Raw genomic sequence first — 21,849 nt, forward strand, 5'->3', positions numbered from 1 at the left:
GAAGACATGATGCACGAGTTTTATCTTGCCTGGACTGGGTGGTTGCCCGAAGCACTCCAAACGACCTCATGGATAGTCATTAAAATTATGGCAATCCTGTTGCCATTGATGCTCAGCGTCGCCTATTTCACCTTCGCAGAGCGCAAGGTGATTGGCTATATGCAAACCCGGGTGGGGCCAAATCGTGTGGGGCCCAAAGGCTGGCTTCAGCCGATTGCCGATGCCCTGAAATTGTTGATGAAGGAAATCATCATTCCTGCCAAATCAAATAAATTTCTGTTTTTGATTGCCCCGATTCTGTCTCTGGCGCCTGCGCTGGCCGCCTGGGCGGTGATGCCATTTACTGATTCCTTGGTGTTGGCGAATATCGATGCCAGCTTGCTGTATGTGCTTGCCCTCACTTCCATGGGCGTTTACGGGGTAATCATCGCCGGCTGGGCTTCAAATTCCAAATACGCTTTTCTTGGCGCCATGCGCTCGGCGGCGCAAATCGTGGCTTATGAAATCGCCATGGGCTTCGCGCTGGTCGGGGTTTTAATGGTGGCCGGTAGCCTCAACTTGCGGGAAATCGTGCTTTGTCAATCCGGCGGGTTCTGGCAATGGTACTTTTTACCTTTGTTTCCATTGTTTATTGTGTACTTTATTTCTGGTGTGGCGGAAACCAACCGCGCGCCGTTTGATGTTGCCGAAGGCGAATCAGAAATCGTCGCCGGTTTTCATGTTGAATATTCGGGCATGGCTTTTGCGGTATTCTTTTTAGCCGAATACGCCAACATGATTCTGATTGCCGCCCTTGCTGCGTTGATGTTCCTGGGCGGGTGGCTGCCGCCTGTTGAGGTCGCGCCTTTTACCTGGCTGCCGCCATTATTTTGGTTTGGCATCAAAACAGCCTTTGTCGCATTTTTCTTTTTGTGGTTCAGAGCGACTTTTCCTCGCTATCGCTACGATCAGATTATGCGGTTGGGCTGGAAAGTCTTGATTCCGGTGACACTGGTTTGGATTACGGTCATTGGATTAGGCAAGTTTTACACCCCCTTTGGGTATATTTTCCAATAACGCAATCATTTTCGATCGTCGATCGTATTAATTAATATAGGCACAAATTATGGGGCTGCCACAAATAATAAACGCGGGCAAACAGTGGTACAAAACTTTTTCACTGCAAGAGTTAAGAAAGGGGCTCGGGGTGACCGGTCGACAATTGTTTCGCAAGAAAACCACCATCATGTATCCCGAAGAAAAAACCCCGAAATCGCCGCGCTTCCGCGGGCTGCACGCCTTGCGACGTTACGCCAATGGTGAAGAACGCTGCATTGCCTGTAAATTGTGTGAAGCCGTTTGCCCGGCTTTGGCCATTACCATCGACTCTGAAGAACGTGAAGACGGCAGCCGTCGCACCACGCGCTATGACATTGACCTGTTCAAATGCGTTTATTGCGGTTTTTGCGAGGAAGCATGTCCGGTGGACGCCATCGTCATGACCGACATCCATGAATTTCATATGGAGGAAAACCACGAGTGCATAATCGACAAACAACGCTTGCTGGAAATCGGCGACAAACACGAACAGGAAATCGCGGCGGCGCGTAAACAGGATTCAACCTACCGATAAACACGATGCCAATCGGGATAAAACAAAATTTATTATGCAACCACAAGTTCACAACCGCACGATTTTCACTGGTGACAACCTGCCGATTTTGCGCGGCATGAATACCGAGAGCGTCGATCTGGTTTATCTCGACCCGCCGTTCAACAGCAACCGCAATTATGAAGCGCCGGTCGGTAGCAAAGCCGCGCATAAAATCGAAAAAGGCGATTACGACAAAATCGTGTATCGGCATGGAAAGACCGAGGTTGCTTTGAATGATTGGTGGCACATTTCCATCCTCAACTCGCAGTCAAAAGAACGCACCGGCTACCCAACACAAAAGCCGATGGCTTTGCTCGACCGAATCATCAAGGCGAGTTGTCCGCAAGGCGGTTTAGTGCTGGATTCGTTTTGTGGGTGCGCCACCACTTGTGTTGCAGCGGAAAAATATGGTCGGCAGTGGATCGGCATTGACATCAGCGCAAAAGCGGTGGAGTTGGTAAGAACCCGATTACACAAAGACTTAGGCATCGTCACCGCCGACGACAAAAAAACCACAGTGTGGGATGCCAAAGTCATCCACCGCACCGACATCCCGAAAAGAAGCGCGCGCGGTTTGGCTCGCTCGCACAACATCAAAAATATTTTATACGGACAACAGGAAGGTTTTTGCAGCGGTTGCCGCACGCATTTCCCCATGCGTAATATGGAAGTCGATCATATCGTGCCAAAAGCGCACGGCGGGCAGGATACCGACGACAACCTGCAATTGCTGTGCGGCGCCTGCAACCGCACCAAAGGCATCGGCACAATGGCCGATCTGATGGCGCGGTTGCCGACACAAGTGGTGGCGCGCATATAGTTTTGGCAACCATTTTGATCACATTATCAGTATGACCTTCCTGCAATTCGCGTTTTATGCTTTCAGTGTGGCGCTGGTGTTCGCCGCGACCATGGTGGTGACTATTCGCAATCCGGTGAAATCAGCGTTGTTTCTGGTGCTGGCATTTTTCAGCGCCGCCTGCATATGGATTACGCTACAAGCGGAATTCCTGGCTATTGTGCTGGTGTTGGTTTATGTCGGCGCAGTCATGGTATTGTTTCTGTTTGTGGTGATGATGCTGGATATTGATCTGGCTAAATTACGCGCTGGATTTACCCGCTATCTACCGATTGGAGGTTTGATCGCGGTATTGCTGGTTTTGGAAATTGCCCTGGTAATGTATGGCTCTTTTGATGTCGGCGATTCAGGAAACTACGGCAACCCGGCGGCATACGGGGTTGAATACAGCAATACAAAAGCCCTAGGGGCCCAGATTTACACGCATTATGTTTATGCCTTCGAAATTGCGGCTCTGATTTTACTGGTCGCGATAATCGCAGCCATTGCCTTAACCATGAGACGACGACCGAACAGCAAATACAACAATCCCGCTTCTCAGGTGCAGGTCAATCGAGAGGATCGCCTAAGAATCGTGAATATGGACTCGGCAGATCCCAGTGCAACGGGATTTTTAACAGAAGCCGCGCCAACTGAAACCGCGTCTAAATCCACCCCTGAAGGCATCGAATCATGATCCCTTTATCGCATTATTTAATTCTCGGCGCAGTATTGTTCTCCATTGGCGTGGTGGGGATTTTCCTGAACCGGAAAAACCTGGTGATCTTGTTGATGTCGATTGAATTACTGCTGTTGGCGGTTAATATTAACTTCGTCGCTTTCTCCCACTATCTTGCAGATATCGCGGGTCAGGTTTTTGTGTTTTTTATTTTGACCGTGGCCGCTGCAGAAATCGCGATTGGCTTGGCAATCCTGATTGTTCTGTTCCGTAGCCACCAAACCATAAACGTCGACCAACTCGACTCCCTGAAAGGTTGAACAGGAAAAAATGGGAAATATCCACTTCGCAACCCTAATATTTTTGATGTACGAGCACGAGCTTGAATTCAAGAATAAACTCAAACAAAGGCTATACTCAATGCCACGTTCAAAGGATAACTAAACGAGGTGCAAGAATATATAAACGAGGTGTACCTCGCAATTCCCCTGGTTTGTCTGGCCGCTTCAATCGTTTGCGGATTATTTGGAAAGGCAATCGGTCGTCGCGGCGCACATTCGATAACTATTGCCGGGGTAACCTTGGCTTTCGCGCTTTCTCTGGTGGTTTATTCTGACGTGCAAGATGGCAACATCGCCAACCAAACATTATATACCTGGGCGATTAGCGGCGGCATTCCATTTCAAATCGGATTCCTGATTGATCAACTTAGCGCGACCATGATGGTCATCGTTACCTTTGTATCGTTGATGGTGCATATTTATACCATTGGCTATATGGCTGATGATCCCGGTTATCAACGCTTCTTTTGTTACATCTCATTGTTCACTTTTTCCATGTTGACGCTGGTTATGTCCAACAACTTTCTACAGTTATTCTTTGGATGGGAAGCGGTCGGATTAGTATCCTATCTGTTGATTGGGTTTTGGTTTGAAAGGGACGCCGCCATTTTTGCCAACATGAAGGCGTTTTTAGTCAACCGCATCGGTGACCTTGGGTTTTTATTGGGTATCGCCGCAATACTTTACGTGTTCGGCTCTCTGGATTATGCGGCTGTATTCGCCAGCGCGCCCTTTGTAAAAGAGGCCACCGTTATATCTCCGTTTGGAGAATGGCAGTGGATGACCGTTATTTGCTTGCTGTTGTTTATGGGCGCTATGGGCAAATCCGCTCAGGTGCCATTGCATGTCTGGTTGCCGGATTCAATGGAGGGGCCAACACCCATTTCTGCATTGATCCATGCCGCGACCATGGTGACCGCCGGGATTTTTATGGTGGCGAGAATGTCGCCGCTGTTTGAGTTTTCTGAAACCGCCTTATCCGTGGTATTGGTAATCGGCGCCACAACGGCGATATTCATGGCGCTAATCGGTTTAGTACAAAACGATATCAAGCGTGTGGTCGCCTACTCAACATTATCCCAGCTGGGCTATATGACGGTTGCGCTTGGCGCGTCTGCCTACGAAATTGCCATCTTCCATCTTGGCACCCACGCTTTCTTCAAGGCATTGCTTTTCCTCGGCGCCGGTTCGGTGATTATCGCCATGCACCACGAACAGGATATGCGCAAGATGGGCGGCCTGAGAACCATCATGCCCATTACCTACATCACTTGTGCAGTGGGTGCGCTGGCTTTGGCAGGCATTCCGCCGTTCGCCGGGTTTTTCTCCAAGGACGCCATCATCGAAGCGGTCCATCATAGTGAAATTTGGGGGTCACAATATGCCTACATCGCTGTGTTACTCGGGGTATTTGTGACTGCGTTTTACGCTTTCCGATTATTGTTCATGACCTTTCACGGCCGCAACCGTTCCGATGCCGACATTATAAAACATTTACACGAATCACCTAACGTGATCATCCTGCCGCTGGTCGCGCTGGCCATACCATCGGTGTTCGCGGGATTCATGTTCTTTGGCCCGGTCGTGGTCGGCGATTACTTTGGCGATTCCATTTTCATTATACGTCATCATGATGTCACTCAGGAAATTGCCGAGGGTTTTCACGGCAAAACCGGATTTGCATTAGTGCTGGCAGCAATTTGGCGCGGCGTGCTTACCTGGCCATTTTGGTTAGCGGTGTCCGGGATAATCGGAGCTTGGTATTGCTACTGTAAAAATACCGCCCTGCCCGGAAAAATTGCCAGCGCATCGGCGCCAATTTATCGCATTCTCGACAATAAATATGGCTTTGATGACTTCTATCAAATGGTGTTTGCAAAAAGCGCCGTTGTTTTCGGCAAATTACTCAACAAGCATGTCGATGCGGGTTTGATCGACGGCACCCTGGTAAACGGCACGGCAAACACCATCAGGGGCTTTTCAGCCATCCTGCGCCATATCCAGACCGGATATACCTACCATTATGCCTTCGCCATGATCATCGGGCTGTTCGGGTTGATTACCGTTTTCGTATGGTTATAACCCGGCAGGCCATGAGAAATAAACGACATGGAAAATAAATTACTCAGTTTGCTCATCTGGCTGCCCATTGTCGCTGGTGTGCTGGTGCTGGCCACTGGCAATGATCAACGAGCCGGAATCGCGCGCAAGCTGGCACTCGGCTTTTCTGTCATTATCTTCTTGCTCAGCTTTTCGCTGTATAGCGGATTTGATGCCGGCACTGCGAATATGCAGTTCACGGAGCATTATAGCTGGATTAGCGCCTTCAATATTTACTATTCAATTGGCGTGGACGGTATTTCCATGCCGTTAATCTTGCTGACCACCTTATTAACTGTGGTTGTGGTCATTGCCAGCTGGCAAGTCATCACCGAGCGCGTCGCCCAATACATGGCCGCGTTTTTGATTATGGAAGGGGTCATGATCGGTGTTTTTTCGGCATTGGATGCGGTGTTGTTCTATGTTTTCTGGGAAACCATGCTCATTCCGATGTTCCTGATTATCGGTATTTGGGGCGGCCCCAACCGAATTTACGCCACCATCAAGTTCTTCCTTTATACCTTGTTGGGTTCCTTGCTGATGTTGGTGGCGCTGCTTTATTTATACAATGTCAGCGACGGCAGTTTCCGTATTCTCGATTACCATGCCCTGCCCTTGACGCTTAAGGCGCAAATCCTGATTTTCCTGGCATTGTTCAGCGCATTCGCAGTAAAAGTGCCGATGTTTCCGGTGCATACCTGGTTGCCCGATGCGCATGTCGAAGCCCCAACCGGCGGCTCGGTGATATTGGCTGCCATTATGTTGAAAATGGGCGGCTACGGGTTCATTCGATTAAGCCTGCCGATCACGCCTGATGCCAGCCATGAACTCGCCTGGTTGATGATTACGCTTTCGTTGATTGCGGTGGTGTACATCGCGCTGGTGGCGCTGGTGCAGCAGGATATGAAAAAACTGATCGCCTACTCTTCGATTTCTCACATGGGCTTCGTCACCTTAGGCTTGTTTATTTTTAACGCTCAGGGCGCCGAAGGCGCGATGATGCAAATGATCTCCCACGGGTTTATTTCCGGCGCCTTGTTTTTATGCGTCGGCGTGCTGTATGACCGGACGCATTCAAGGATGATCGACGCCTACGGCGGCATCGCTACGCCGATGCCGGTTTTCGCCGCATTGTTTGTGCTGTTCGCCATGGCCAATACCGGTCTGCCCGGCACTTCTGGCTTTGTCGGTGAATTTCTGGTCATTCTCGGCTCGTTTCAAGCTAATCCCTGGTTTGCCATTATTGCCGCGCTAACCCTGATTTTTGGCGCCGCCTATACCTTGTGGATGGTGAAACGCGTCATTTACGGCAAAGTTATCAATAAGGATGTTGCTGCCCTGGAAGATGTCAACAGCCGTGAAATTTTGATGCTTGGGATTCTTGCCGCAATGGTTCTGGTGGTTGGAATTTGGCCCAATCCGGTACTCGAGGTGATGCATACTTCCATCGAAAACTTATTGCGTCATGTGGATATTTCAAAATGTCCCCTGATTTGTCGATAATGATCTGCCGTTTAATGACCTGATGACTCTGCAATCACTACAAACCGCATTGGCGCTCCCGGAGATTTTTGTCGCTTCAATGGCATCGGCAATACTGCTTCTGGGTTTGTTTATTAACCAGGACCGTAACGACATTGTTTGCTTTTGGTTGAGTGTTTTCACCTTGCTCGCCACCTGTGTATTGATTGTCAGTGATTTTTCTGCCCAATCCGCATTTGCCTTTAACGGCCTGTTTGTTGATGATCCCATGGGCGATCTGCTGAAAGTGGCTATTTGTTTGTTGTCCGCCACGATCTTTATCTATAGCCGACAATACAATCAGGACCGAAATATCTTTAAGAACGAATATTATGTTTTGGGGCTGTTTGCGGTTTGCGGGATGATGGTGATGGCGTCGGCTAATCACTTGTTGACGTTGTACCTGGGTCTGGAATTGATGTCGTTGTGCCTGTATTCGATGATTGCCTTTTTTCGGGATGACAAACTGGCCGTTGAAGCGGCAATGAAATACTTTGTGCTCGGCGCACTGGCATCCAGTGTCTTGCTGTACGGCATGTCGTTGCTTTACGGATTAACCGGCTCCCTTGAACTTGCCGTGATTAGCTCGGTTGTGGCCAACATGGGCCAGGACAATCTGGCGCTTGCGCCTGCTCTTTCCTTGGCCGTTGTTTTTATTGTGGTCGCCTTGGCATTCAAAATTGGCGCGGTTCCCTTTCATATGTGGATTCCTGATGTGTATCACGGCGCTGCCACATCAACCACTGCCTTTATTGGCGCGGCCCCCAAGATTGCCGCATTTGCCCTGGTAATGCGTCTTTTGGTGGGCGGGCTGGAAGACTTGCATGAGCAGTGGCAGCAGATGCTGATAATCCTGGCGCTTTTGTCGGTGGCAGTCGGAAATGTTATCGCCATTGCCCAGGACAATTTGAAGCGAATGCTGGCGTATTCTACAATTTCTCACATGGGGTTTTTCCTGTTCGGCATACTGGCGGGCAGCGCAGCCGGCTATAGCGCATCCTTGTTTTATATCCTCATTTACGCGACCATGAGTTGTGCGGCATTTGGATTGATATTGTATTGGTCCACCAAGGATTTTGAATCCGACCAGCTCAACGATCTCAAAGGCTTGAGCAAGCGCAGTCCGTGGACCGCGCTACTGTTCCTGATACTGATGTTTTCTATGGCGGGGGTTCCGCCGACCGCAGGTTTCTTCGCAAAGCTATCGGTTATTCAAGCGCTCATTGATGCCCATCTGGAATGGGTTGCTATTGTTGCGGTGGTACTGGCGGTGATTGGCGCCTACTACTACTTGCGAATTATCAAACTGATTTACTTTGATGCGCCGCAGACAATGCCCGAAGCGGACGCACCCACCCCTGTGCAATCCGACCGTAAAATTGTACTGGCGATTAACGTCATCATAATCATTGCAATCCTGCCCTGGATCGGAACCTTGATTACGCTATGCAATCGGGTGATTAAACAATTCGTCTATTAATTAATTTGCCGGGTTAATTTATCTGAGTAATGAAAGACGGGCTCCATATCGGCATATTGTTTGGCGGTCGATCATGCGAACACGAAGTATCGGTCACCTCGGCGCGATCAATCCTGAAAGCGCTGCACCGAAATAAGTATAATGTTCATCTAATCGGCATCGATAAATCAGGCCACTGGTATTTAAGCGACGATATTGAAGCGCTGGCGTCTGCTGGCTGCGTTGAAAAAATCGAAGCCGCTGATAGCGTTTCAACCACCACGGTCTCACTGAGCTTGCATAATCAGGGCAACCTGACCCGGCTGCCTGATTCATCAATCTCTGAATCCTCAATTTCTGCTTTCTCAGGCAGCCACATTCCCGCCGTGGATGTCGTGTTTCCGGTTCTGCACGGCACCTTTGGCGAAGACGGCACGTTACAAGGCGTTTTGGAAATGGCCGGATTGCCTTATGTTGGCTGCGGCGTGGCTGCCTCGGCCCTGGCTATGGACAAAGCATTGGCGAAAAAGGTATTTGAGTCGGCCAACATACCCCAGGTCCGGTATATGGTGTGCACGGTTTGGCAATGGCAACAACACAAAAATCGTGTCATCAACCAAATTGAAAGCGATCTCGGCTATGCGATGTTTGTCAAGCCCGCAAATATGGGCTCCAGCGTCGGCATCAGCAAAGCCAAGAAGCGGGACCAGTTGGCCATCGCTATTGAACACGCATTCGAGTTTGACAATAAAATCGTGATTGAACAGGCCATGGAAAACTGCCACGAAATCGAGTGCGCCATTCTAGGCAATGCCCATATCAGTAATGCAGGGCCTGCAGCTTCGGTACTGGGCGAAATTATTCCCGGCGCCGAGTTCTACAATTATGAAACCAAATATATTGACGATAAATCTCAATCAGTCATTCCCGCGCCGCTGGACGCCAAAACCACCGCGCGCGTGCAACAACTTGCCATCGAAGCGTTCAAAGCCATTGATGGCAGAGGGCTGGCCAGAGTGGATTTTTTCGTTCACCGGGATTCCCGCGAGGTCGTATTAAACGAGCTAAACACCATGCCCGGATTCACGCCGATTAGCATGTACCCTAAACTATGGGCCGCCAGCGGCATCCCCTATCCCAAATTACTTGACCGGTTAATTGAACTCGCCATAGAAAATCATCAATCAAAGCAACTGCTGAAAAGAGTGTTCTGATTTTCCATGGGAGTGGCAATTTCCATCGGATATCCGACTTGATTCGGAGAGATGCGTAACCCATCATCATATTCGTCGCGCTTCTTCGCAACGAAATAAATATGTGTTTCTACAGGCTTTTAACGTATTCCCCCAGATCCCCATAGCCTTTGTAACGATACTCAAATGTGAGACCAAGTTTTTTTGATATTTCTATTGCCTTTTCTTTAAGCTCTGCATCTTGTGTTTGCGCGACAAATACAAGCTTCTTATAGTTGCCAAACAAAAAATCCACCATCCCCTGACCTTTGTCTAACCCATATTGTTGCCACATAAACTTATCGAAATGCCGACAGAAAAAATCTGTAAGGAAAAATGAAGTTGTGTCTCCTTCGTTACTCATAAATGTGTCGTTTCCATGGAAAAAAGAAAAGCAATGCGGTCCATCAATTCTTTCAACACCATACTTCTCCAAAACCGTATCTATTCCCCCAGCAGTGCCGCAATCCCCGTAAACCACAAAAATCTCTTTATACTTATTCTTGTTCTCCTTGATTACTGACTCAAGCGCATCGGGAATCAACGCGGGTCTGTGGTGTAGCTGAGCTGATAGACACTGCACATCAATATTGTCGAGTTTGTTATGCTCAATTATATACACCACCTCCCTGGCTAATGCGCCACATACAACCAACAGGGTACCACTCGTATTTCTACGAAATCTAAATGCTGTGTTGTTCGGAACCATGGCGATAGCATTCAACGACATTGGTTATCAGTTGGAATATTTTCAATATCTAACAAAGAGCAAGTATTACAAGTGTTATGTGAAAACAGGTTGAACGTATAATAACATACTCATTTCACCGGAGTTATATTGGCTGAGTCAGACATCAAAAAATCGGCCGTTGACTTCTGCGGGCTTTGATGGTTTTCAGCAAATATTCCATCGGGCGGTCGCCTTTTATGCTGTTGCAACTGCCGCATAGCAGTTGTAAGTTTTCCAACACCCAACCGCCCTCCTTGGATTTGGGGTGAATATGATCAATATGGAAATGTCGGGCATGGGTGAAATGCTCGCCGCAGCCGTTGCAATCTCCGTTTTGCTTGCCGTAGAAATGCTCGCGGATTTGTTGTTTGCTCCAAGTTAATTTGGTTTGGTCGGTGCGAATCGGTGGCGTTTTCAATGGCATGAAATCTTGGAACATTTTCACTTGTCCGCCTTCGTCGTACTGCAATCGCGTGGCAACCAAATCTACCGCCACATCGCTAACATCAATACCAATCCATTTACGGCGCAAATTTTGCGCGGCGACGCAGGTGGTGGCACAGCCGCAAAATGGATCCATCACTAAATCGCCGGGGTTGCTGCTTGCCTCAATGATGCGATTTAATAGTTTCAGCGGTTTTTGCGTGGGGTAGCCGGTGCGTTCTTTTGACATAGCGTTTAATGCTTGTATATTCCACACATCAAATGGCAATCGTTCCGTGTCCTTTGCTCGTGTTGCGTTTTCACTTCCCGTGTTTAATCGCCGCAAAACTTCATCTGTGCGTTTTTCCTTTACCCGCGATAGGTCAATAAAATAGTCGTCTGTTTTGGTATACAAAAATATGATGTCGTGCTTCTTGCCAAACCATTTTTTACTTACCCCACCTGTTTGATAACTCCAAATAATCTCATTCCTGAAATTATCCTTCCCAAAAACCCAATCCAAAATAATTTTCAAATAATGGCTGGCAGTCGGGTCGCAATGCAGATACAAACTGCCGGTGTCTTTTAATACGCGGTGCATTTCAATAATCCGCTGTGCCATAAAAGTCAAATACGCCTTCATCGCCGGGCCATGAATCTCCCCAACCAAATCAATATAGGTGAATAATTCGGGGTGACCGTCAAGGAACGATTCCAACCGAATATCCACATCGTCATCCCAATTCCAAATATCGTGAAAACCCGCCTCTACCACGCCCTTTGCGGTGCCAATCGGAGCGGAATACATCCGCTTGGAATTAAACGGCGGGTCCAAATAAATCAAATCCACCATGTTGGAATTCATGCCGTGCAGCACATCCAAATTGTCGGCGACATAGAGTTTGTTTTTAGAGGCGGGCATCGTGTACTCCTGATTGAGAAGATGAAGGTCAGGTATTATATTATAGACCAAGATTTTATAAATCGAGCCCTTTGCGTGAAACCAAAAAAGCCCTTAAAATCATCCGCGCGCTATACAGCGTTCATTAAAACAACCCATTAAATTGCGAGCGCTAAATGCGAGACCCACGATACGATATTTTATTTGAGCCGGTCAAAATCGGGCCGGTAACCGCACACAACCGTTTCTATCAGGTGCCGCATTGCAATGGTTTGGGTCATGTTTATCCAAAAGCGGAAGCGGCGATGCGAGGCATGAAAGCGCAAGGCGGCTGGGCGGTTGTTTCCACTCAGGAAGTTGAAATTCACCCTGGCTCAGAGTGGTCGCCGCACATTGAAGGGCGGTTATGGGACGAAGGCGACATGAAACGATTACAGATGACTGCCGATGCCATCCACGAACACGGCGCGCTTGCGGCCATTGAAATCACCCATAACGGACACGCCTCCGCCAACCTTTACAGCAGACTGCCGGCGATGGGGGTATCGGAAATGATGATTGATAGTTATCAACCGGCGCAAGCCTACGCCATGAGCAAACGAGATATTGCCGACGTGCGTCGCTGGCATCGAAAGGCGGCGTTGCGCTCCAAACAAATGGGCTTCGACATCGTTTATGTTTATGCCGCCCATGACCTTGCTTTACCTTTTCATTTTATTTCCCCTCAGCGAAACCAGCGCACCGATGAATACGGCGGCAGCCTGGAAAACCGGGTGCGGTTCTTGCAGGAGTTGCTCGAAGATACCAGGGACGCAGTGGGAGATGCCTGCGGCATTGCGCTGCGTTTTACGGTTGACCAGTTAATCGGAGAGCGCGGCATGGTTGCCGAAAACGAAGGCCGGGAAGTAGTGGAAATGCTTGCTGAATATCCGGATATTTGGGACGTGAACATCAGCGACTGGTCTAATGATTCAGCGACATCGCGGTTCGCCGAAGAAGGATTTCAGGAAAAATATACTGCGTTCGTGAACAAACTCACCACCAAACCGGTAGTGGGCGTCGGTCGATTCACCTCACCGGATGCGATGGTTTCCCAGATCAAACGAGGCGTTCTCGACATGATTGGCGCGGCGCGCCCCTCTATTGCCGATCCCTTTCTGCCCAGTAAAATTGAAAGCGGCCAGGTCAAGGATATTCGAGAGTGCATCGGCTGCAATATCTGCGTCTCTGGCGATATGATCATCGCACCGATTCGATGTACCCAAAACCCAACCATGGGCGAGGAATTTCGGCGCGGATGGCATCCCGAGAAAATTGAAAAGGCAGCCTCCAGCGATGCTGTTTTAATCGTTGGCGCCGGCCCAAGCGGGTTGGAAGCCGCGATGTCTTTAGGCCGGCGGGGATATAACGTCACCGTGGCAGAGGCAAATGATCATGCGGGCGGGCGGGTGCATTGTGAAAGCCAACTGCCCGGATTATCCGCATGGAGACGAGTGGTTGATTATCGGTTGGGGCAAATCGATAAACTGGATAATGTTCAGGTTTTTCTGCACAGCGCGCTGAACAAGCAACAGGTGCTGGAATTTGCCAAACAATTGAATATCCAGCATGTGGTTGTCGCCACAGGATCAAAATGGGACCGCGATGGCATTGGCCGAGTCCACCGCCAACCCATACCCCGCGATAAGGGGATGCATATCCTGACCGCAGATGATGTCATGGCCGGGCTGCGGATTAGCGGGCATATCGTGGTGTACGATGATGATCACTATTACATGGGCAGCGTTATCGCCGAATCCCTGGTAAATGCCGGCGCCAAAGTGACTTTGGTCACCCCGGCTGCAGATGTCTCGGTCTGGACTCATAACACCCTTGAGCAGATTCATATCGAAAAACGTCTAGGTGATTTGGGCATTTCCATTGTTGAAAAACATAAAATCCAGCGTGTAAACAACAAGCAAATTATTCTGGAGCATGTCGTCAGCGCTAAAAATCAAACCATAAATGCACAACATCTGGTATTGGTGACTGCTCGGCGCCCGGTATCCTCATTGTATTTTGACCTCGACAACGATGCTGATTCCCTGGACCATGCCGGAATCAAATCCGTAACCCGAATCGGAGACTGCTTGGCACCATCAACCATCGCCGCCGCAGTTTATCACGGACACCGATTCGCGCGAGAATTTGATCAACCGATGAATATCGATCAGGTTCCGTTTAAGCGTGAATATGTGGAAATATAACGGTTCACGTAAAAGGTGTCCTGCCCTATGGGTTACAATCCGGATCAGCGTGGTTGCTTTCTTATCTTTTATCTTTTATGGTTACTGGTAATGATAAAGCCACCGCACCTATAACCAGAGGTAACAAACCATGAACACAACGCCAAACTTCAAAATCGATCTCGTGTCCTTGCTCGACCGGACCCCGGCCGAAGTGGAAACGATAGTGAAAACAAACTACAAGTGTCCGCTGAAAGACCTTAAGTTTTTGGACTTGCTGACCAACCCGGTAACTGTCAGTAAAGACAGAACTCTGCGGCATGGGGTGTATGTGTTTTTTGACCAGAATGGGAATCCGTTGTATGTTGGCATGTGTGCATCTTCCCATTTCGCTCGACGTATCGGCGCGCATTTCGGCTTGTCGCCGAATTATAGTGACAACCAGTTCTTGGATGGGATGGTGAAAAAACTGCGCACGCAAAAGGAACGCGATCGAGAACGTTGGCAAGTATATGCGCACACGGTAAGGGAAATCGGCGACCACAGTTTGTTGTTGGTTGCGGTGAATACTTTGCCGGAGTACATCACCGACCTCCAGTGGAAGCGCGGCGAAGAACGGAAAAAAAGGGACAGCACCGAAAAAGAAGCCGTCATTAAGCAGTTGGAAAAAATCTTTATCCGTCTGTTCAATCCTTGTTTGAACATACAGGGTAAGAGGAATCCGTATGAGCCAGATGCCAAACTCCGCACGATTCGAGAGTATCTCGCAGATGCACTAAAAAAGCATCAAAAAGAGCAATGCCTCAAGCACGGCGAAAGAAAAAAGTAACCACCCATCATCGGAAAACCCCATGAACATCAAATCCATTTTGCCCTTCGGCTTGGCTGCCGTCCCTGTATCGCTTACCGGCTGTTCGGCCGTGGACGATTGCGATTCATCGGTAGTTAAGAAACGTGCATTTCAAATCATCGAACAAGACCGGGAAAAAGCATGGGAATCCACACGACGACAAGTCGAAAGTGCAAAAACGGAACTCGCCGAGGGTGGTCCAGCGAGGGCCAGGTTGCAAAAATCGCGCGGCGAGATTGAGACCAAATGGCTGGAGGCGTGGGGGTATATTCCCGAACCTGAACAAAGAGAGTATCGCTCGCTGCTCGATGATTTGGAAAACCGCAACTGGCAAGCGGTTGGGGCGGAAATTAGCAAGACACGGCGGCTCCTCATAAAACTGATGGAGAAAGAGTAGCGGGCGGGCAATATGCGCGTCAGTGATCAGGAATTAGTCGTTGAAGGGAGCTTGCGTAGCGATACCAGCCTGTACGATCTCCGTGCCGTAACTCCCGAGCCCCGGTACTTACTCGAGGATCCGGAAAAAGAGGAGTGGGTCAACGGGATTTACCGTGCGACAAGGAACCTCGAGAGGGTCTTAGCAGACTCGAATTCATATGCGGGCTATGCAGAATCGCATGCAAGCAACCAATCCACCGCCCAAGCCATGTGTCGACAAAGTCGACACATGGCTTGACCACATCCAAAACGGCGAGTTGGGTTTGGAAAATGTGAAAACCATGTTCCACAACAAAAGCAACGACAACCGCAAATGCTCCGCCAAGTTAACCTTTGAAGGCGCGGCGGGGGCGTGGGAACTGCCTATTGAATACCATGTGCCACCGGTAAAGGGCGACGAGATTAAGGTTCGGATGCGAACCGCAATCGCCCACATTTTCACCCTGGAGTAACAACACAAAGCGGGGGCAACCCGCTTAACGGCGCTAATCACTCCTGTATAGGTTCAATATGACCGCAACAGGCTCACTAAACCAGGCAATTCGGGCGGCCGGACGCGACTGCGGTTATCGTGGCACTTACGAACAGCTCGCCATCAATGTCATGCTTAATGTGATTGGCGTGCTGCTTAATTTTTGTCTCAATCGACATTGCGCCGGCCTTTTCCGCCAGGTCGTAAGCTTCTTTTTTAGCAATTTCGATCGCATGTTCAATGGCGATATCCAGTTTTTCAAATTTAATCGGTTCATCTTTGTGAAACAAAATGAATACGCCAAATTCCGGCTGATTGACGGTGATGTGCACGATCTGCACCACCGCCCCCAGGACCGCACCGATTGCATTGGCGGTATCCGCATTATTCGGTATATGCAAATCAACCTCTAATAGCCGGGCGACCTCAGGAAAGAAATCCGGCGCCGGACCGCCTACCGCGACAATGGGATAGTTGTTGGCAAACTGCAAGTTAAACAACGGTTTTAAACGACCCGCCTGGCCACGCTTAAGCACAATATCCGCCAGTAACTGGGTCAGATTTTGCGACTGAGCGTCCGCCAGTTTGCCATGTTGATTAAGACCCGCCTCTATTAATTTTTGGCTAATCTGTCGGGTCACCAAATCAAACACTTCTTTGCATGGCGCAATCGCATCTCCCACTTCCCAGTTACCGCAACCATACAAGTGTCGCATCTGTCGGGCCCAAATTTTCGCCCCCAGTTGCGCAGCCTGAATATTCCAATGATCGCTCATCCCCAACACATGGGTCGCATCGGAGGGGGTGAATCCGCTGTATATCACCAAACCCAGACGCTCCATTCTAGCAATAGCGCGCATCATCGGTCGATTAGTCTCCACCAGAGATTCAAGTTCAACCGGACCTTGAAGCAATCGCTCCCATGCCCCAAGCTCAATCTCATTTAGATGGCGCAGCAGCACTTCATTTTTCTGCAAGGGCAAGGCGAATTTGTTGTTTCGGGGGTTGGGAGAACCGCTATATTGACGTTCGATTGCAGTCATCACCTGTGGAAATTGATGGGCTAACAAACTCATTGGCACAACCCGGCGCTGGGAGATATCCAGTTTAGCTTTGAATCGAACCTCGCTGTCCCCGCCCAAGCCAATAGAAAACACGCGAATCGCTTCCACCATGGGCTGCCAATTTCCGATTCTCGCGCCATCCTCACACAGCTCCGGCTGACCATTGGTGACGATAGCAATGTCGGTGGTGGTGCCGCCGATATCCACAACAATAGCCTCTTGCATTCCACTCAACGCACAAGCGCCGATTACGCTGGCCGCGGGCCCGGACAGAACAGTGGTTACAGGTTGCAATAATGCAGTTTCCGCATTCACCAACGAGCCGTCGCCTTTTACGATCATTAACGGCGCGGTAATATTTTTTTCTTTCAGAATCGACTCCACGGAATTTATTAACGCTTGAATATAAAGCAACATGCGCGCATTCAGCGCCACCGTTAACGCACGTCTCGGCGCACCCAAACCGGATGCCAACTCATGGCCACAGGCCACCGGCTTGCCGGTTAATTCCTTGACCATATCCCGCAGCTGTTTTTCATGGCTGGAATTACGTGTGCCAAACATGCCTGAAACCGCAAACGCGGATACGTGATCGTCCTGCTCAAGAATTTTTCCCCTGGCCAGCTCCAAATCCAAAGACATTAATTGATCGCCGGTTGCGCCATGCCCGCCGTCCAGCAAGGTTATATATTCCTTTTCCATGATTTCCAACAACCCGCTCTTCGCGACCTGCTGATTATTGTAACCCGGCAACAGAATTGCGACTGGCGCGCCTCTGCCTTCAACCACAGAGTTTGTCGACAGCGTGGTCGATAAGGCCACCAGGTTGACTTCGGCTAGTAACGTCTGGGGCATACTGGAAATCGCGTTTCCAATACCGATGGTCAGATCAAAACTCGTGGTCAGGCTTTTATTTTTCGCGATTACCGTTTGTTGCTCATCGACAATAACCGCGTCGGTGTAGGTGCCTCCGGTATCAATGCCCAGTTGATAAGACATGGTTTTTGCGACGTTATGGTAATTTGAAATTCAGGCCTGATGAACAGGAAAGGCTGGATTCTAAGGCAAAAACTGACTTTGAAATATCTACCCTGCGTCTTTTAAAACGATAATTTTTGTCAAATGCCCAGTCATTTATCCGATCATTTATCTGATCATTTATCTGATCATTTATCCAGGCGATTGGCGACGCTGTGAAAGAATGCCTCCATATGAAATCGGGCGTGATCAGCCTGATAATGAAAAGCATGTCCTTGCGGGCAGGACAGCCGAGCCTGGCAGGTTTCGGTGCGGCAGGATGATTCAGCATTTTGTTTTAGAAAGCTATAGCAGGCTTCGACAGCATAGCCAGAATCCGAAAAAGCGCCTACCGGGCAGGCGCTTAAACAAGGCTGCCCAATGCAACGTTGGCAGATGTCATGATCAATTGCCTGCGGTTGCCGCACCCTTGTAATGGCCGCTGAGACGACCAGCGAGTCGGCCAAGGAGTCAGGTAGCGCGATGGCAAACCGATAGGCGTGCCATAAACCATACTGAGGATGAATCAACATTCCAATCCTGGATGATTGCAATGATTCCGCTTTTTTAGCCCAGTTTATAAATGGGTGGTAAGGAGGTCCGCCGAACGGAAACAACGCCCGGCCGGTTAATTTGCTGGCGATGATTTCGCCAACTCTTTGACTCCACCGATTCAATGGGTCTGTCTGACCATCAGCAGCCTCTCTCGAGCCTGAAAAACATTCCCAAAACGAAGAACCCGCATTACCAAATAAAATCAGCGATGATGCGTTAACGCCCTCGGCGATTTCTGGCACATTGTCATCTTCATTGACGCAAAACCCGCCACGCAGAACTAAACCATATGCCCCCGCCAGATGGATAATTTCATCGAGTGTGTTCATGAACTTCCAATCGCATTTTTGCGTGCCAGTGAGGGTTGCTCTCAATTATAGAATAAACAACTGGATATGATCGGCGATTATTTGCTGAGGGTTGCTCCATTCTGAAAGTTGTTTCAGTACCATAAGTAAGTATTTTGACTTTAAAAAGCTTTTATTCTTCTGTACTTCTCGTCTCGGACTAGGAGGACGGCGAGCTGCTTCATGTCGTATACCCGCTCGACTGGACCGAGCCACATCGGGACGACATCAAGATCTCAATCCGGGCTTCGGGCACTGAGAAAACGCAAGATCAAAATGACTGACCTAGATAGTGTCGTCATAAGATTAAAATAGGTTCAAGATACTTTAAGCGGATTATTCCGGATCAATTTCAGCAAGTACTGATAGATATTTTCATGGCGCATATTGAACCTGAACTCACACTCCTTCAAGTGGTAATAAAACATGTGTTCATGGATGCCGCGAAAGCACCCCAGACGCACCTTGCACAATCCCCAGAAGTTTTCAATGCCGTTGATGTGATTATGCCCGTTGGCAAACTCATTGGCCGAATGGGTCACACGATAATGTCTCTTATAGCCAAAATCAACCAAGCCGTCGTAGGTCTTGAATCCATCACTGTAAATGACCACATCGCGGCTGGCTTTTTGCTTGATAATCGGCATGATTTCAGCCCGGGAGCAGTTTTTGACGACTTGCGTATAAACTTTCCCGCCACGCTGCAACATGCCGAAAACCGGCACTTTTTTGCCCGCCCCTCGACCGCGCACCCGCTTGGGGCCGAAATAACTTTCATCCAGCTCAACCGAACCGTGTTCAAACGGGCTGATGCGTTCGCAGTCATGGGCAATTCTTGCTCTGATCCCAGCGAAAATCCGGTTGATCGCCGGACGACTCACGTCGGTGATTTCAGCTGTCTTTGACGCTTCGATATCTATGCAAAACAACTTCAATATTGCCCTGAATGCCTTCTCCGAAATTCGGGAACGGATGATATACTTGTTTTTCATAATTTTTATAATAACTTATCGTCATAATATTTTCCTTAAAGTATCTTGAACCTTAAAATAAGTTATATAATATTAATCTCAGCCACTAAAGAGCAATAACCCAATGACAAAACCAGCACACAAAAGACATGATATAAACGACAATACATGGAACCTGCTATCCCCACATCTGACGGGACAACGCGGCATGCATGGCGGTATAGCCAAAGACAGCCGCCTGTTTCTCAATGCGGTATTTTGGATATTGCGCACGGGCGCGCCTTGGCGGGATTTGCCGCCTGACTATGGCGATTGGAAAAACACTCATCGTCGTTTCTGCCGTTGGCGTGACAAAGGCATATGGGAGAGCTTGTTATCCCGGATAATTGATGAGCCGGACTTTGAGTGGATTATGATTGATGGCAGTCATATTAAAGTCCATCCACATGCGGCAGGCGCAGTAGGGGGCAATCAAGACATGAGCCGCACAAAAGGGGGCTTAACACAAAGATACGCTTGGCCGTGGATGCGCATGGTATGCCGATCAGATTTATTGTTACAAAGGGCGCCGGAGCTGATTGCGCGCAAGGCTGGCGCATTAATTGATGGCTTTAAAGGCGAACACTTATTAGCCGATAGAGCATATGATACACAAGAGATATTGGACAAGGCAAAATCACAGGATATGAAAGTTGTTGTCCCGCCAAGGAAAAACAGAAAAGAACAACGAGAATACGACCGGCATTTATACAAAATCAGCTATCTGGTTGAGAATGCATTCTTGCCTCTTAAGCGTTGGCGTGGCATGGCAACACGCTATGCAAAGAATACCAGTTCATTTATTGCCGCTGTTCAGATTAGGTGCATGATGCTTTGGGCTGAAATCTTATGACGGCACTATCTAATATATGCTTCAATGGTCTCTTTTATTGCTGAAGCTTAGGAGGACTGCATCACCATTCCGCCCAGAATATCGATCGAGAATCGATACTATTGTTTCCGTAAAATCGTGCTTATGAATTGGCACTGAAGATATCTCTTGTTAGTTCTTCTCCCTTTATACCTCGACCGTTTTTGATTTTTGTGTTCTTCTTTGGTCTTGCTAGTTTTCCCCCTTGATGCGCCTTATACCCGAGGACACGGCGCACACCGATTTTTAAGTATTCTTCTTGCGATTCTATACTTACCGATTTTCTGCCTAATCCCTTAGATACAGTAGCAGTTGTAAATGTTCCAGAAAATGGATCAAGTACTGTGTCGCCTTCATTGCTACTAGCACGGACTATTCTGTCTAGTAGCGCTTGTGGTTTTTGTGAAGGATGCTCTTCATATTCACCCATTCGATACCGCACCCTCGGGAAGCTCCAAACATTACCAGGAACTTTCTGCGTGCTGTATTGTTTCGGCGCTTCTCCACGATAATCAATCAGTTGCCTTGTTGCCCCTGTTTTTGCCTCAACCAGAATGTCTTGTGCGTTAAAGGTATATTTTTTTGAGTCTTTAACACAGTGCAGAATCGGCTCATACATTGATCCGTAGTACTTTCGCGCCTGAACCCCTGAACTGTCGTAAGACCAAACAATACGACTAAGTATGGTAAGCTTTTCTCTCACATAAAGATCAAAATACGGCAGGGCTTGAGTACTCGTCATTAAGTACATTGTGCCCGTAGTTTTTAGAACCCTAATACACTCGTCAATCCACTTATAAGCCCATTCAGCATATGCGGCGCCTGAAGGCCAACGGTCTTCAAAATCGGAGAATTTTTTTCCGATATTATAAGGAGGATCTACAAATATCAGGTCTACAGAAGAATCCTTAACTTCCGACCGCAATACATCAATAGCATCGCCGTGATAGATTGTATGACCATCAATCTCGTACTTCTTCATTCGCCGCCCTTGCTTCGCTTTTTGTCCCGATTATAACGTAAGTCGCTATCTCCACCTCAACATCAAGCACAGATAGTATAAGCTTCCTATTGCAAGCATAGAACGGAAGCCACTGTCTAATCTCTGAATGAGCGGGCCATAGCCCAACTCCTTATCACCCA

20 protein-coding genes are annotated in these 21,849 nt (G+C 48.6%); 14 read left to right on the forward strand and 6 right to left on the reverse strand.

The annotated features are described in order from the left end of the window. Window positions 1-9: 9 nt before the first annotated feature. The 9 genes from nuoH (at window position 10) to ACPXXB_RS13065 (ending at window position 9,785) form a co-directional block, all read left to right on the forward strand. Window positions 10-1,056: an NADH-quinone oxidoreductase subunit NuoH gene (nuoH, locus tag ACPXXB_RS13025; RefSeq protein ID WP_423911205.1), complete on the forward strand. Its 1,047-nt coding sequence runs from the start codon at window positions 10-12 to the stop codon at window positions 1,054-1,056. A gap of 67 nt (window positions 1,057-1,123) precedes the next feature. Next, a complete protein-coding gene (gene nuoI / locus ACPXXB_RS13030; protein WP_423911207.1) occupies window positions 1,124-1,612 on the forward strand; it encodes an NADH-quinone oxidoreductase subunit NuoI in 489 nt (162 codons plus the stop codon). A 34-nt stretch (window positions 1,613-1,646) separates the two neighbouring features. Continuing rightward, a complete protein-coding gene (locus tag ACPXXB_RS13035) occupies window positions 1,647-2,453 on the forward strand; it encodes a DNA methyltransferase (RefSeq protein ID WP_423908023.1) in 807 nt (268 codons plus the stop codon). A 31-nt stretch (window positions 2,454-2,484) separates the two neighbouring features. Next, entirely contained in the window at window positions 2,485-3,168 is a 684-nt protein-coding gene (locus ACPXXB_RS13040) for an NADH-quinone oxidoreductase subunit J (RefSeq protein ID WP_423908024.1), read from the forward strand. Next, window positions 3,165-3,470 carry an NADH-quinone oxidoreductase subunit NuoK gene (gene nuoK / locus ACPXXB_RS13045; protein WP_423908026.1) on the forward strand — a complete coding sequence of 102 codons (306 nt, stop codon included), beginning with the start codon at window positions 3,165-3,167 and terminating at the stop codon, window positions 3,468-3,470. The genes ACPXXB_RS13040 and nuoK overlap by 4 nt, the downstream gene beginning before the upstream one ends. Before the next feature lie 141 nt (window positions 3,471-3,611). Next, on the forward strand, window positions 3,612-5,573 hold the full coding sequence (nuoL, locus tag ACPXXB_RS13050) for an NADH-quinone oxidoreductase subunit L (RefSeq protein ID WP_423911210.1): 1,962 nt from the start codon (window positions 3,612-3,614) through the stop codon (window positions 5,571-5,573). Between the two features lie 27 nt (window positions 5,574-5,600). Further along, the gene (locus tag ACPXXB_RS13055) at window positions 5,601-7,094 is read left to right on the forward strand and encodes an NADH-quinone oxidoreductase subunit M (protein ID WP_423908027.1); all 1,494 of its coding nucleotides are present in this window, start codon (window positions 5,601-5,603) and stop codon (window positions 7,092-7,094) included. 22 nt (window positions 7,095-7,116) lie between these two features. Beyond that, window positions 7,117-8,592: an NADH-quinone oxidoreductase subunit NuoN gene (gene nuoN / locus ACPXXB_RS13060; RefSeq protein WP_423908029.1), complete on the forward strand. Its 1,476-nt coding sequence runs from the start codon at window positions 7,117-7,119 to the stop codon at window positions 8,590-8,592. A gap of 29 nt (window positions 8,593-8,621) precedes the next feature. Continuing rightward, window positions 8,622-9,785, forward strand: a complete 1,164-nt coding sequence (locus ACPXXB_RS13065) for a D-alanine--D-alanine ligase family protein (protein ID WP_423908031.1) — start codon at window positions 8,622-8,624, stop codon at window positions 9,783-9,785. 109 nt (window positions 9,786-9,894) lie between these two features. Here ACPXXB_RS13065 and ACPXXB_RS13070 read toward each other — a convergent pair whose 3' ends face one another. Further along, a complete protein-coding gene (locus ACPXXB_RS13070; RefSeq protein WP_423908033.1) occupies window positions 9,895-10,527 on the reverse strand; it encodes a DUF1638 domain-containing protein in 633 nt (210 codons plus the stop codon). Between the two features lie 130 nt (window positions 10,528-10,657). Beyond that, a complete protein-coding gene (locus ACPXXB_RS13075; RefSeq protein ID WP_423908035.1) occupies window positions 10,658-11,878 on the reverse strand; it encodes a DNA methyltransferase in 1,221 nt (406 codons plus the stop codon). Between the two features lie 155 nt (window positions 11,879-12,033). Between ACPXXB_RS13075 and ACPXXB_RS13080 the strand changes: the two genes are divergently transcribed. From ACPXXB_RS13080 to ACPXXB_RS13095, 4 genes are all read left to right on the forward strand, one after another. Next, window positions 12,034-14,103 (forward strand): FAD-dependent oxidoreductase, encoded by a 2,070-nt coding sequence (locus ACPXXB_RS13080; RefSeq protein ID WP_423908036.1) that lies wholly within the window; start codon window positions 12,034-12,036, stop codon window positions 14,101-14,103. A gap of 130 nt (window positions 14,104-14,233) precedes the next feature. Further along, the gene (locus tag ACPXXB_RS13085) at window positions 14,234-14,911 is read left to right on the forward strand and encodes a hypothetical protein (protein ID WP_423908038.1); all 678 of its coding nucleotides are present in this window, start codon (window positions 14,234-14,236) and stop codon (window positions 14,909-14,911) included. Window positions 14,912-14,933: 22 nt separating this feature from the next. After that, complete coding sequence (locus ACPXXB_RS13090) at window positions 14,934-15,329, forward strand: hypothetical protein (RefSeq protein ID WP_423908039.1); 396 nt, start codon at window positions 14,934-14,936, stop codon at window positions 15,327-15,329. A 220-nt stretch (window positions 15,330-15,549) separates the two neighbouring features. Beyond that, entirely contained in the window at window positions 15,550-15,822 is a 273-nt protein-coding gene (locus ACPXXB_RS13095) for a hypothetical protein (RefSeq protein WP_423908041.1), read from the forward strand. Window positions 15,823-15,898: 76 nt separating this feature from the next. Here the strand turns inward: ACPXXB_RS13095 and ACPXXB_RS13100 are convergent, their stop codons facing one another. The 3 genes from ACPXXB_RS13100 to ACPXXB_RS13110 form a co-directional block, all read right to left on the reverse strand. Then, window positions 15,899-17,905: a hydantoinase/oxoprolinase family protein gene (locus tag ACPXXB_RS13100; RefSeq protein ID WP_423908043.1), complete on the reverse strand. Its 2,007-nt coding sequence runs from the start codon at window positions 17,903-17,905 to the stop codon at window positions 15,899-15,901. A gap of 167 nt (window positions 17,906-18,072) precedes the next feature. Continuing rightward, window positions 18,073-18,807, reverse strand: coding sequence for a hypothetical protein (locus ACPXXB_RS13105; protein WP_423908045.1), 735 nt, complete (start codon window positions 18,805-18,807; stop codon window positions 18,073-18,075). Window positions 18,808-19,142: 335 nt separating this feature from the next. Then, window positions 19,143-19,817, reverse strand: coding sequence for an IS1595 family transposase (locus tag ACPXXB_RS13110; protein WP_423908046.1), 675 nt, complete (start codon window positions 19,815-19,817; stop codon window positions 19,143-19,145). A 103-nt stretch (window positions 19,818-19,920) separates the two neighbouring features. Between ACPXXB_RS13110 and ACPXXB_RS13115 the strand changes: the two genes are divergently transcribed. Further along, window positions 19,921-20,688, forward strand: coding sequence for an IS5 family transposase (locus ACPXXB_RS13115; RefSeq protein ID WP_423908048.1), 768 nt, complete (start codon window positions 19,921-19,923; stop codon window positions 20,686-20,688). A gap of 121 nt (window positions 20,689-20,809) precedes the next feature. On the opposite strand, the gene yhdJ is transcribed toward ACPXXB_RS13115, so the two are convergent. Next, entirely contained in the window at window positions 20,810-21,688 is an 879-nt protein-coding gene (gene yhdJ, locus ACPXXB_RS13120; protein ID WP_423908049.1) for an adenine-specific DNA-methyltransferase, read from the reverse strand. Window positions 21,689-21,849: the final 161 nt, after the last annotated feature.

It is taken from the genome of Candidatus Spongiihabitans sp. (assembly GCF_965237845.1).
GTDB lineage: Bacteria > Pseudomonadota > Gammaproteobacteria > Arenicellales > Poriferihabitantaceae > Spongiihabitans.

Bases quoted from the DNA above. Each gene is read 5' to 3' on its own strand.
- ACPXXB_RS13105 (WP_423908045.1), bottom strand. From the start codon at position 18,807: ATGAACACACTCGATGAAATTATCCATCTGGCGGGGGCATATGGTTTA.
- ACPXXB_RS13090 (WP_423908039.1), top strand. From the start codon at position 14,934: ATGAACATCAAATCCATTTTGCCCTTCGGCTTGGCTGCCGTCCCTGTA.
- nuoN (WP_423908029.1), top strand. From the start codon at position 7,117: ATGACTCTGCAATCACTACAAACCGCATTGGCGCTCCCGGAGATTTTT.
- ACPXXB_RS13115 (WP_423908048.1), top strand. From the start codon at position 19,921: ATGACAAAACCAGCACACAAAAGACATGATATAAACGACAATACATGG.
- ACPXXB_RS13075 (WP_423908035.1), bottom strand. From the start codon at position 11,878: ATGCCCGCCTCTAAAAACAAACTCTATGTCGCCGACAATTTGGATGTG.
- nuoK (WP_423908026.1), top strand. From the start codon at position 3,165: ATGATCCCTTTATCGCATTATTTAATTCTCGGCGCAGTATTGTTCTCC.
- ACPXXB_RS13040 (WP_423908024.1), top strand. From the start codon at position 2,485: ATGACCTTCCTGCAATTCGCGTTTTATGCTTTCAGTGTGGCGCTGGTG.
- ACPXXB_RS13055 (WP_423908027.1), top strand. From the start codon at position 5,601: ATGGAAAATAAATTACTCAGTTTGCTCATCTGGCTGCCCATTGTCGCT.
- ACPXXB_RS13085 (WP_423908038.1), top strand. From the start codon at position 14,234: ATGAACACAACGCCAAACTTCAAAATCGATCTCGTGTCCTTGCTCGAC.
- nuoH (WP_423911205.1), top strand. From the start codon at position 10: ATGCACGAGTTTTATCTTGCCTGGACTGGGTGGTTGCCCGAAGCACTC.
- yhdJ (WP_423908049.1), bottom strand. From the start codon at position 21,688: ATGAAGAAGTACGAGATTGATGGTCATACAATCTATCACGGCGATGCT.
- ACPXXB_RS13100 (WP_423908043.1), bottom strand. From the start codon at position 17,905: ATGTCTTATCAACTGGGCATTGATACCGGAGGCACCTACACCGACGCG.
- ACPXXB_RS13035 (WP_423908023.1), top strand. From the start codon at position 1,647: ATGCAACCACAAGTTCACAACCGCACGATTTTCACTGGTGACAACCTG.
- ACPXXB_RS13110 (WP_423908046.1), bottom strand. From the start codon at position 19,817: ATGAAAAACAAGTATATCATCCGTTCCCGAATTTCGGAGAAGGCATTC.
- ACPXXB_RS13095 (WP_423908041.1), top strand. From the start codon at position 15,550: ATGCAAGCAACCAATCCACCGCCCAAGCCATGTGTCGACAAAGTCGAC.
- ACPXXB_RS13080 (WP_423908036.1), top strand. From the start codon at position 12,034: ATGCGAGACCCACGATACGATATTTTATTTGAGCCGGTCAAAATCGGG.
- ACPXXB_RS13065 (WP_423908031.1), top strand. From the start codon at position 8,622: ATGAAAGACGGGCTCCATATCGGCATATTGTTTGGCGGTCGATCATGC.